This is a genomic window from Candidatus Electronema sp. TJ (assembly GCF_048287355.1).
In the GTDB taxonomy this organism is placed as follows: Bacteria; Desulfobacterota; Desulfobulbia; order Desulfobulbales; family Desulfobulbaceae; genus Electronema.
The window spans coordinates 1-10,757 of the sequence record NZ_JBLWEP010000077.1 but is presented as its reverse complement, the minus strand read 5'-3'; the positions used below and the strand labels follow the sequence as shown (position 1 = coordinate 10,757).

General features: G+C 57.7%; 12 protein-coding genes and 1 riboswitch. Of the genes, 5 read left to right on the top strand and 7 right to left on the bottom strand.

All coding sequences use genetic code 11. The annotated features are described in order from the left end of the window. The 3 genes from ACNKID_RS07140 to ACNKID_RS07130 all read left to right on the top strand — a co-directional run. Positions 1–969: FAD-dependent oxidoreductase (locus ACNKID_RS07140; RefSeq protein ID WP_417912751.1), on the top strand; the 969-nt coding region annotated here is incomplete at its 5' end. A gap of 213 nt (positions 970–1,182) precedes the next feature. Further along, on the top strand, positions 1,183–1,632 hold the full coding sequence (locus ACNKID_RS07135; RefSeq protein WP_417912750.1) for a hypothetical protein: 450 nt from the start codon (positions 1,183–1,185) through the stop codon (positions 1,630–1,632). Further along, a complete protein-coding gene (locus ACNKID_RS07130) occupies positions 1,629–2,534 on the top strand; it encodes a hypothetical protein (protein ID WP_417912749.1) in 906 nt (301 codons plus the stop codon). Before ACNKID_RS07135 ends, ACNKID_RS07130 begins: the two co-directional genes overlap by 4 nt. A gap of 80 nt (positions 2,535–2,614) precedes the next feature. On the opposite strand, the gene ACNKID_RS07125 is transcribed toward ACNKID_RS07130, so the two are convergent. Then, entirely contained in the window at positions 2,615–2,740 is a 126-nt protein-coding gene (locus ACNKID_RS07125; protein ID WP_417912748.1) for a hypothetical protein, read from the bottom strand. A 354-nt stretch (positions 2,741–3,094) separates the two neighbouring features. Here ACNKID_RS07125 and ACNKID_RS07120 point away from each other — a divergent pair, with 354 nt between their 5' ends. Continuing rightward, a complete protein-coding gene (locus tag ACNKID_RS07120) occupies positions 3,095–4,555 on the top strand; it encodes a tetratricopeptide repeat protein (RefSeq protein WP_417912747.1) in 1,461 nt (486 codons plus the stop codon). A 162-nt stretch (positions 4,556–4,717) separates the two neighbouring features. Here ACNKID_RS07120 and ACNKID_RS07115 read toward each other — a convergent pair whose 3' ends face one another. Together ACNKID_RS07115 and ACNKID_RS07110 are read right to left on the bottom strand one after the other, a co-directional pair. Next, on the bottom strand, positions 4,718–5,191 hold the full coding sequence (locus ACNKID_RS07115) for a hypothetical protein (protein WP_417912746.1): 474 nt from the start codon (positions 5,189–5,191) through the stop codon (positions 4,718–4,720). A 331-nt stretch (positions 5,192–5,522) separates the two neighbouring features. Beyond that, positions 5,523–6,410, bottom strand: coding sequence for a YitT family protein (locus ACNKID_RS07110; protein ID WP_417912745.1), 888 nt, complete (start codon positions 6,408–6,410; stop codon positions 5,523–5,525). A 225-nt stretch (positions 6,411–6,635) separates the two neighbouring features. On the opposite strand from ACNKID_RS07110, the gene ACNKID_RS07105 reads away from it, so the two are divergent. After that, positions 6,636–7,133 carry a rhodanese-like domain-containing protein gene (locus tag ACNKID_RS07105; protein WP_417912744.1) on the top strand — a complete coding sequence of 166 codons (498 nt, stop codon included), beginning with the start codon at positions 6,636–6,638 and terminating at the stop codon, positions 7,131–7,133. Positions 7,134–7,187: 54 nt separating this feature from the next. On the opposite strand, the gene ACNKID_RS07100 is transcribed toward ACNKID_RS07105, so the two are convergent. The 4 genes from ACNKID_RS07100 to ACNKID_RS07085 all read right to left on the bottom strand — a co-directional run bounded on the left by ACNKID_RS07100 (position 7,188) and on the right by ACNKID_RS07085 (position 10,127). Beyond that, the gene (locus ACNKID_RS07100) at positions 7,188–7,802 is read right to left on the bottom strand and encodes a CAP domain-containing protein (protein WP_417912743.1); all 615 of its coding nucleotides are present in this window, start codon (positions 7,800–7,802) and stop codon (positions 7,188–7,190) included. 139 nt (positions 7,803–7,941) lie between these two features. Next, on the bottom strand, positions 7,942–8,553 hold the full coding sequence (locus ACNKID_RS07095) for a CAP domain-containing protein (protein WP_417912742.1): 612 nt from the start codon (positions 8,551–8,553) through the stop codon (positions 7,942–7,944). Between the two features lie 101 nt (positions 8,554–8,654). Continuing rightward, entirely contained in the window at positions 8,655–9,257 is a 603-nt protein-coding gene (locus ACNKID_RS07090; RefSeq protein ID WP_417912741.1) for a CAP domain-containing protein, read from the bottom strand. A gap of 189 nt (positions 9,258–9,446) precedes the next feature. Further along, positions 9,447–10,127, bottom strand: a complete 681-nt coding sequence (locus ACNKID_RS07085; RefSeq protein ID WP_417912740.1) for a CAP domain-containing protein — start codon at positions 10,125–10,127, stop codon at positions 9,447–9,449. Between the two features lie 24 nt (positions 10,128–10,151). Next, positions 10,152–10,226: riboswitch (cyclic di-GMP riboswitch) on the bottom strand. Positions 10,227–10,757 lie beyond the last annotated feature (531 nt).

Genomic DNA, 10,757 nt, shown 5'->3' with positions numbered 1-10,757 from the left:
GCTGGCGTGCGCCCGCGCAGCGAGCTGGCCAAGGAGGCCGGGCTGGCTGTGGAACCCTGGGGCGGCATCACAGTCAACAGCAGGATGCAGACCAGCGACCCGGACATCTACGCCGCCGGAGACTGCGTTGCGGTGCGCCACCTTGTCACAGGCAAGCAGAGCTTCGCGCCCTTGGGTTCGCTGGCCAATCGCGAAGGCCGGGTCGCCGCAGACAACATGGCGGGCATCGCCAGCCGCTTTGACGGCGTGGTCGGCTCCTTCATCATGAAGGCCTTTGAACGCTGTATCGCCGCCACCGGCATCACCTACGAAGCCGCGCTGGCAGAAGGCTTTGATGCGGATTATTCGCTCACTGCGCCTGCTGACCGCGCTCATTTCTTCCCCGGCGTGTCGGCGGTTGCGCTGCAATTAGTCTTCGACCGCCGCAGCCGCCGCGTGCTCGGCCTGCAAGCCTTCGGAGCCATGAACGACTCCATCTCCGCCCGCATTGACGCGGCTGCGGTCATGATCGCCAAGGGCGCGGTGATAGAGGACTTCAGCCAGGCGGAGATGGCCTATTCGCCGCCCTTCTCCTCGGCCATTGACTCGCTCAACGCAGCCGCGTATGTGGCCGACAACCTCTGCGCTGGCCTGCTGCGCAAGGTGGGCATGGCCCGCTTCTTCGCGTGGATGGAGGATTTCAGCCGGGAGCCGGACTGGCTGGCTCTTGACATCCGCAATGCTAAAGATGCGGATCCCTACATGGCGAAGTTCGGCGCGGACAAATGGCTGGCCGTGCCCTACCCGGAGCTGCGGGCGCGGCACGGGGAAATCCCGGCGGACAAAACCCTGATCATCCTCTGCGACGCAGGCACGCGCTCCTACGAGGCGCAGGTCTTTTTGGACTCCATCGGCAAGGACAACAGCCTCGTCCTCAGCGGCGGCTTCAACGTCATCCGCAGGCTTGGCGCGGACTGGCTGCTGAAGTAAGGCTCCGCGCCGCTCGAACGTACGTTCGAGAAAATCTCAAACGTACGTTCGAGAAAATCTCAAACGTATGTTCGAGAAAATCTCAAACGTACGTTCGAGAAAGTCTCAAACGTATGTTCGAGGAAGTCTCAAACGAGTGTTTGAGTTTGCAAACAACGGCGGTCAGTCTTTGTCCGAGAAAAACGACTCAGCAGTCCTGCGAGGAACGATGCGATGGATGGCAACGTTATAGACTTTGTCTGTGACAAGCTGCAATGGCTGCTTGATCATCCTGAAGTGACATGGAGCGGCAGCGGCATTTACGCGCTGTCGCTGACAGGCAGCGCGGTGCTTGCTGGTGCTGTGTATGTGCGGCGGAGAAAAAAGAAATCTTCGGCAGGCAATGAATTCACCTGCAACGGCGGCGAACAGAACATTGGACAGGGCCAGAATGCGGTTGGCAAGCACATCAATAACTACTTTGGCCAGCCGCTGAAGCAACAACGCACTTTGATCATTGCCATGCTGGCAGCAGCCGGGGTAATCTACATTCTGCCCGGCGCAAGCGGTTCAGGCCTGAGCAGCCTGACCGTGGTGGTGGATGAGCCGGAGCTATTGGCAGAAATGGTGCGGACAGGCATTAGTCCCATGCATCCTATCAAAAAAAAGGAGAGATTGAAATGAGCAGGAAAAAACGGCTGGCAACTGGCGCGCTGTGTTTGTCTATCTTCGCGGCGCATTCCGCGCAGGCCGAAGAAAAAGGCCCGATCTTATCTGTGCACAGTGGTGTGTCGTATTTCAATATGGATCCTGGTCTTCCAGCGGATTTGTTGCATCATACAACGCATCCCGCCGACACTGCGTTCGTGATCAAGCCGCCGGTAATTCCTCCAGAAATAGAAACGACAACGACTATTACGACGAGCGATACGGAGCCAACAACGACAACAAGAACTACTACGACGACGAGCAATTCTCAGGATGCCAAGGCTCTGGTGCCGGTGATCAATTCTCCGGGAAGCACCAGACTAGATGACGTTGACATCACCTTCTACAACTTTGAAGTCAATCTTGAGATTGGCCATCGCTTGCCGATAACAATAGAATGGACGGACAATTTGAGCTGGGGCATTTCTTACGTGCTCAAAGTCCCTCTCTCCGAGGAGGGTCGGAATGAGAAGCTGAGCGAGAACGACATCAGGCCGCCAGCGCAACGCGGTTCTGTCTACACCAAGGTCTCTGATATGAGCTGCCAGCATGAAGCTGGTCTCAAGGGAACATGGTGGCTCTCACCCGCCGACAACGCTATGCAATACAGTTTCAGCCATAGCCTTTATCTTGGCTACTGGCAGATGGCCTTTGACAAAGGCTGGGGCCGCGCTGGTCATGATCAGACGGAAGGGAAAAGCGATGCCAGCGGCTTCAGCATCTCGCCGCAGATTGCCTTCTCGCTCGACATCTCCAATCTGAATTTCACCGTGTTCACCGCTTACAGAGCCATCAGCCTTGACTATGATTACGACGTTGTCGAGAGCCACAGCGCGAGCGGCGTTGAGTTCGGCGCATCACTCGGCTGGAAATTCTGAAACAAGAAGGATTGAAGCGAGGAAACGGCACCGCTTAGGCTGCTGCAAGCAGTGCCGTTTTTGTATTGAGAGGCGAAGATTTACAAGCTCCCGTCCGCCAGCCCTTGCTCCAGCACATGCTTGACATCGTAAATCACGGCCTGCGGTCGGCAGACGTGGGTCAGCTCCGCCCTTCCCAAGTTGAGAAACAAGGACGTTCGCGCCAAGCTGCGGGGGCAGGAGGAATGACGAAAGCCCGGTGCGGTGCAAGTTTTCCTCGACCACATCGGCAAGCGCGGCAGCCTCGTCCTCAGCGGCGGGTTCAACGTCATCCGCAGAATCGGCACGGACTGGCTGATCAAGTAAGACAGACAGAGAAAAGAAAGCGGGCCGGAGACGGCCCGCAGCTCTCTTTGCAGCAGCGGCGGGATGAGCATCCCGGAAGGAAAGCTGCGCCCGATACATTGCAAGACGATCACAGTTTGTCATTCTGACCCAAGGGAGGACTCTCCGTCAGCGGTAGGGCTTTCTCATCGCGCTCGAAATGACACAAGAAACTCATCTGCAAAGGAGGAGCGGATATGAGTGACACATTCGACAGCACAGGCGGCCAGCAGAGCGTTGCGCAGGATTGGAATCTAGTTGCCAAGCAGGTCAGGAGCTGCACGATTCCACCAGAGTGTCTTGCGCGGTATGAGGAAGAGTTCGGCGTGACAAAGGCGGCTCTGTCCAGCTTCTTCAGGATATTGGAACAGGAACAGGTGCCGCTGTGGGAGGTGGACAGCAAGCTGCGGGAAACAGCAGGCCGCTACAAAGAGCTGCTGTGCCGCTTTGAGCCGGGCGCGAGCGATGATCCGCAGGTGCAGGCCTTGAAGCGGCAGGCTCAGCGGGCGGTTGCAGGCGGCAAATATGACCGGGCGGAGGTGCTGCTCAGGCTGGCGAAGGAGCGTGACCGGAACGCTGATGCCACGCTGAAGGAAGACCTTGCCGAGCAGCAGGCCGCCTTGGAGCAGCGGCAGCTCTCGGAAGCGGCAAGCTGCGCTGAACAGGCTGACTTGCAGCGGCTGCAATATCATTATGAGGAATCTGCCCGGCATCTTCAAGAAGCTGCCGCCGCCCTGCCTGAAGAACGCAAGGCGGAACGGGCGGCGTATCTCAATGCGGCTGGGCATGATCTCTGTCTCGCTGCCCGCTCTGCGGAGGCCCTGCGCTGCTATGAGCAGAGCCTGTCCATTGTCCGCGAGCTTGGCGGCCAGAAGCAGGAGGGCGCGCTGCTGAACAGCATTGGCCAGATCTATCAGGAACAGGGTGAGTATGAAAAAGCCTTGGACTGTCTGGAGCAGAGCCTGCTGAGATGCCGGGAGGTCGGCGACAAGGAAGGCGAAGGCGCGGCACTGAGCACTGCCGCCACTGTCTGTCGCGCTGTGGGCGATCATGCGAACGCGCTGCTGCGCCTTGAACGCAGCCTGTGCCTGCGCCGGGAGCTGCGCGACAGGAAAGGCGAAGTCAACGAGCTGAACACAATCGGCCAGATTCATAAGCAGCAGGGCGACTATGGGGAAGCTCTGCAATGCTGCAATCAGGCTTTGGCGGTCAGCCGCGAGATCAAGGACAAGATCCTGGAAAGCAGGTGTCTGAACGACCTCAGCCAGGTGTGCAAGGCGCAGGGGAGGCTCGAAGCGGCCTTGACACATGCGGAGCAGAGCTTGGCTGTTGCCCGGAACATCAGCGACCGTCGCATGGAGGGCGCGGTGCTGAACAATATAGCCTTGATTTATGAGGCCAGCTGGAATCGCCCGGCCGCGCTGAACTGCTATGAGGAAGCCTTGGTCATAGCGCAGGAGATCGGCGACAAAGCGGGCGAGGCGATCAGAAGCTGGAACACAGGGCTGTTTTACAAAGATCAAGGCGACTTAGTCAAGGCCGAGCAATACATCAGCCGGACTGTGGAGCTGATCGAGCAGCTGGGTGCGCCGAATCTGGAGGAATGCCTCCAGATACTGGAGAACATCCGCGCCCGGCTGCGGGAGAAGCAGAAGTGAGTGAGGCGCGGCGGACGAGACGCTGATTCAACGCCGTCCGCAACATTGGCGCAGAGGGTCTGACACAGCGGGTCTGCGCAGGCCGGCGCTGAGCGAAAACAAAGGGGGAGCTGCCTGCAGCAGGCAGCTCCCCCTTTCTCATTGCGGCGCAGAAGGCTGCGGCTAGCCCCAGATGCCTGTGACCGTGTTGGTCCGCGCCCGCACCAGCTGAGGGATGGGCGGCCATATCACCGGGTTGGCGATAGTGCGCAGAGTGATGAGCGCATAGACCTCATCCCGCAAGGGAATTGGCGGAAAGCTTTCCAGCCAGCCCTTGTCCTCGTTCATCGCCTCCTTGGCCACGATTTTGACTCTTGTCCGCTCAAAGTGGAAGACAGGCGGCATGGACTGGTGCGGATTGGAGATCGGACGCACCGTCGGGAAAACATCAAGCACCTCATCTGGAAGTACCACTTCCAAGATCAGCGGATCATCATCATGCAGGGTGTCATCCCCGAACAAGCTGATATCCTCCTGATACAGAGTCCTTGCCCAATACTCAAGAGGAAATTGAACGAGAGTGTATTTGACTGTCACCTTGACAGTCAGACTGTTATGTGGCTCAACTATGAGCCTTGGATTTTTAATTTCAGCCATGTCATGCTCCTCTTATGGAGAGATTGAATCATCTGCAACATGCGGCGGACAATGATGCCGCCATGATTTAAGGAGTACTGGAAAAAATCGGATCAGTCAAGGAAATATTTTCTTGTTCATGCTTATGCCGCAGCCCGGCCCGTTTTTGCAGCCTTGTCCATGCGCAGAGACATCCTGCCGCCCAAACGCACGGCGGCGGAATGCCCGCTCGCCCGTGCCAGTTTGCTTCACTCGAGCGAGTGAGCCAATGAGTCTCGAGCGAGTGAAGCAGTTTCACTCGAGCGAGTCTCCGGTGCTCACTCGCTCGAGGCTCGTTTCCTACCCTGCTTTTTCACCAGTGCGGCTGATTGCCGATGCGGTAGTTCATCACCTCCAGCGTGTCGCTGATGACGACAAAGGCGGCAGGATCGTGTTTGCGCACGATCCGCTTCAGCTCGCCTATCTCTGAGAAGGTGATCACCGCATAGAGAATATGCTCTCTGGAGCGCATGTAGCCGCCCTGCCCTTTGATGATGGTCACGCCGCGCCGGATGTCCTTGAGAATTTCATTCATTATCTCTTCCCACTTGGAGGAGATAATGAAGACGGACTTCCTTTGGCTGAGGCCGGTGACAACAATGTTCACCACTTTGGAGGTGACGTAGACCACGATCATCGTGTGCAGCAGCGCCTCAATGGAATAGTAGACCGAAATGATGAGCAGAACGATGACGTTCACGGTCAGGATTGTGGTGCCGATATTGATGGAGAAACGCTTCAGGAGCATGACCGAGAGGATGTCCATCCCGCCTTGCGAGCCGGAGGTGCGCAGGCAGAGGCCTGCGCCGCCGCCAAGCAGCAGCCCGGCCAGCAAGGCGTTGAGGATCGGATCGTGGACCTTGAAGTCGATGAAGTTGACAAAGGTCAGGGCCAAGGTCAGGGTTGTGGTGCCGACGATGCTGAAAAAGAAGAATCTGCGCCCCACCGCCATCCATGCCAGGGCAAAGAGCGGCACGTTGAGCAGCAGGTAGAGCAGTCCGACATTCAGGCCGCTCAGCTTGTGGAGGATCAGGGCGATGCCGGTGATGCCGCCAGTGGCGAAATGCTGGGGAATGAGGATGCCGTTGGTGGCTGTGGCGCAGATGCTGCTGCCAATGCAGAGCAGGATCACATCGCGCAGCACCTGCTGCGGGGATTCAAAGAGCGGCTTGGGTTTGCTGGTCAAGATATGCTCGTTCATGCGCTGCTGTGGGGTTGTGGTGATGGTTCATGCGGCGGCCCTTGCGCCGTCCGCTGCGGGACATCTAAGCAGGATACGTGAAAAGTGCAGCCGAATCAAGGCGGAAGATGTTTTTTCCTTGCAGACTGGCAGGAACAGGGTAAGCTGACAAAGCTTGCTTTTCAGGTGGCGGCCTGCTCCGCCTCCGCCTGAGCAATCGCCTTGGAGCGTCTTTGGAGGAAGACAATGGACAGAACGAAGCAGATCGCAGCACTGCTGGCAGCAGCAGAGATGAGCCTGAGCGCAGGTTCAGCCGCGCAGGCGTATGACGCGGGCATGGCCGAGATGTACGCCAAGATGTTCGCTCCGACCAGCGGAGCAGCGGCGGAGAAGGAGCTGCGCTTTGTCAAGCCGGAGAGCTTTGTCAAAGACATCCAGGCAGGGAAGAAAGTTGTGACCCTTGACGTGCGCACCCCGGAAGAGACCAAGGTGCTGGGCATGACCCTGCCGGACAGCATCGCCATGCCCGCAGATCAGCTGTTCAAACCGGAGAACCTCAGCAAGGTGCCTGCGGACAAGCAGGTGCTGGTCGTCTGCAAGTCTGGAGCGCGCGCGGCTGTGGCAGGCACAGCCCTCCGCAGCCTCGGCTTTGAGAATGTGCATGTCCTGAAAGGCGGTCTTGAAGCCTTGGCAGCGTACTACGGCGCAAAGGAAGCCTATCCAGAGGCGGAAGGAAAGAAGTAGGCAGGAGCGGTTCAGGGAGACGGCGCAGCTCCGCCGTCTCTTCCCGTGCGCTGATCAGTAGGGTTTCTTACCGACCATGTTGCCTGCCGGAGAGTAGTTGCACACCCAGATCTGGGTTTTGTCTGCGCAGACCGACATGGCGCAGCCCACCTCTTTGGTGTCCTTCCAAACCAGCTGGGTGTAATGGCCGCACTCCATGTGGCAGCTGTTGTCGGCGTGGTCGTACCACTGCACTTCGCTGCCCCATGCGTCCACAGCGTCCTTCGGGGTCTTGGGACTGATCTCATGCCTGCCGTCGGAATACATGCGCGCACTGGCCATGAAGATATTCTCTCCATACTCATTGCCGCTGTGTCCGCCGCTGCAAGTTGTGGCAGCCAAGTGATCCGCCCATTGCTGCGCGATGCCCGCAAGCTTCCCAGACCATGTCAGGCCAGGCACGCCGACCTTGGAGCGCCATTGATTGTGCGCCTCGATCATGGCTGCGGCATCAACGGAACCGGAACTGCCTCCCGCAGGGGCTGGGACCGCGTTTGCTCCGGCGCGGGCGGACTGGCTGGCCGCCGGGCTGCTCTGAACGCAGGCGGAAAGGAGAAACAGGCCAAGCAGGTGGCCTGTCATGATCAGACGGCTGCATGTTTTCATCTTCATCTCTCTTGTGGTATACATGCTGTGTCTCGGCACAGTGAAGGACAGCGGACCATTCCGCCGTCTTCTTGTTTGGACGCTATCACAGCAGCTTGCAGCCGTCAAAGAGATTCTTTCACACAAAAGGCCGGACTGCTGCCAGTCCGGCCTGCGTGACGCTTCAGTACGGCCTCTCGCCCATCACATTACCGGCAGGATGATAGTTGCAGACCCAGACCTGCGCCTTGTTCGCGCAGAAGGCCATGCCGCAGCCCACCTCCTTGGAATCCTTCCAGACCAGCTGGGTGTAGTGGCCACAGATGCCGGAGCAGCTGTTGGAGGCATGATCATAGTTCTTCTCCTCCTTGCCCCAGTCGTCCGCCACATATTGCGGAGTCACAGGCTGCGCCTCTGTTCTCCCGTTCGGCCAGAGCAGCGGGCTGGCGAAGTAGATGTTCTCCCCATACTGCATATTGCCCCGATGATGTTGCGAGCAGCCGGAGGCAGCCAGTTTGTCAGCCCACTCCTGAGCCATGCGGGTCAATTTTTCTGACCACTGAAGAGCAGGAGAGCCGACTTTGGCCCGCCATTGATTGTGCGCCTTGAGCATGGCGGCAGCTGGAACTGCCGTGCCGGTAGCCGCTCCCGCAGCAGCGGCGGCTGCGGCTTCAGGCTGGGTGCCGCTGCTGTTTGCAGGGCGGGCGGCGGTGTTCTGAACGCAGGCGGAAAGGCAAAACGCGGCCAGCAGCAATCCTGCCGCAGGTGCTTTGTGAAGGAGTTTTGACGGGGGCATGACATCCTCTCTATGGAATTGACAGAAACTCTTTGCAAGAAAGAGGCGCAAATCATACCAAGAGGATGAAATATGTCAAGAGGGCGGTGTGCGGTGTTGGGTCAGTATGGCCGTTTGCCTTTCACATTGCCTGGAGGGTTGTAATGACAGACCCAGATCTGCGCCATGTCCGGACAGGTTGAGACCGCGCAGCCTACTGACTTGCTGTCCCGCCAGACAATCTGAGTGTAATGGCCGCAGATGCCGGAGCAGCTGTTGTCTTCAGGCTGGTAGTTCTTGATTTCGCTGGCCCAGCCGTCTGTGATCTGCTGCGGGGTTTTGCTCTGGATGTCCCGATGACCATCAGACCAGACTACCGAGCTTACTTTGTAGATGTTTTCACCTTGACTGCCTTGGCTGTGGCTCAGGCAGCGGCAGCCGTTCGCCGCCAGATGATCGGCCCAGAGCTGGGCAGACTGCGCCAGCGTCTCCGACCATGTCAGATCGGGAACTCCTGCCTCCGAGCGCCAGCGGTTGTGGGCGGCCAGCATGGCGGCTGAATCGACTGACCCAGTTTCATCAGCATACACGCCGAGGTCTTCATATTGAGCGGCAAGCAGGACGATTTCTCCGCTGCTGTCCGTCTTGGTCTGGGCGTTGACGCAGGCTGCGGAAAGCAGCATCATGGTCGCCAGTGCGGAAAAAATATCTTTAATGAGGATCATGCAGGGCAAGCGCAGGTGCCGGTGAAAGAGAGGGACATGCTTTTCCTATACCAGCAGCGGCGCAATCCATCAAGCCGATACCGCAATTTTGGCGGAAAAAGACCGCCGCCCTTGACGGAGAGAGCCAAGGGCGGCGGGTGCTGCTGGAGAGGAAGACCGGGCTGTGTTCAGCCTTGGTGCGGTTTGTTGTCAGTATGGCCGCTGGCCGACGACGTTGCCAGCAGGGGCGTAGCTGCACACCCAAATCTGCGCGTTGTTGCCGCAGACCGCCATTGCGCAGCCCACTTCTGTAGTGTTTTTCCAGACCACTTGCGTATAGTGGCCGCAGACACCGCTGCAGCTGTTGGCCGCATAATTATAATACTGAATCTCGCTGCCCCACGCGTCCACAACCTGTTTCGGCGTTTTTTTCTGCAAATCCCGGCGACCGTCAGACCACATCAGCGCACTGGCTTGGTAGATGTTCTCACCATAGCCATTGCCGCTATGATACATGGCGCAGCCGTTGCCCGCCAAGTGATCTGCCCAGCCTTGGGCGACATCCGCCAGCCTGTCCGACCATCTCAGGCCGGGCACGCCGACTTCAGTCCGCCAGTGGTTATGGGCAGCCACCATCGCCGTCGGATCAACAGTGCCGGGTCTGCCGTAACCGGCCTCCGGCACCGAAGCCGCCGCTTCAGCCGCTGTCACAGAACTGCTTCTTCTGATCCAGCCGCCTTCATCATTGACAGGTGCTGAGTGCGCAGAAGCAACCGGCTCTGTTCTGACCTGACATGCGCCAAGAATGGCGGCAAGCAGAATGGTGGCCAGAACAGTCGTCCTCTTCTGTAGTTTTTTTGTTCCTCCTTGCAAAAAGTTTGTTGTTTTCATGACACCCTCCCTGGTATCTGTGAAGCAGGCAACCCGGCTGTCTCCAAGAGACCCGTGGCTTTCCGACACCGCCTCGCGACGGTTGTGGCGTTTTTCAACTTTCCAGCGCAGAAGAACACCTTCAGCGCTCACCAGAAAGTTCGGCACCCCGCTCAATTAATAAGCAGCATCCCTTACTTTCAGGATAGGGCAAAAAAAAATGTGTGTCAACAACTAATAACTATTATTAATTAACACAAATTATGACCTGCAACATTGTTTTTTCAATGCCGCAAGCCAAAATAAAAAGAAAAGATTTCAATTCAAAGCCATGCGAGGTGACAGCATGAATATGCGCTGGCGCACTTGCTGATGGCTGCAAAGAAAATTCCGGCGGCTCGTTGTTCGCTGGGAAAGATTGCCGGATTGTTTCTCTGGGTGCAACGATTAGCGGGAAAGCTGCCCATGTCTGTCTAAAACTGCAATATTTTCTGTTGACAAGGGCAATTGCGCTCCGTATGCTGGCTGATTGACCAGCTGCGTTTGAGCAGACGAACAGTGCCAGCTTGTTGCTTGTCGTGCTCATACGTCAGGACATCCAGCACGTTATAATTTTTCGGCAGCACCTTTGGAGCGGCAATCATGAGAGCA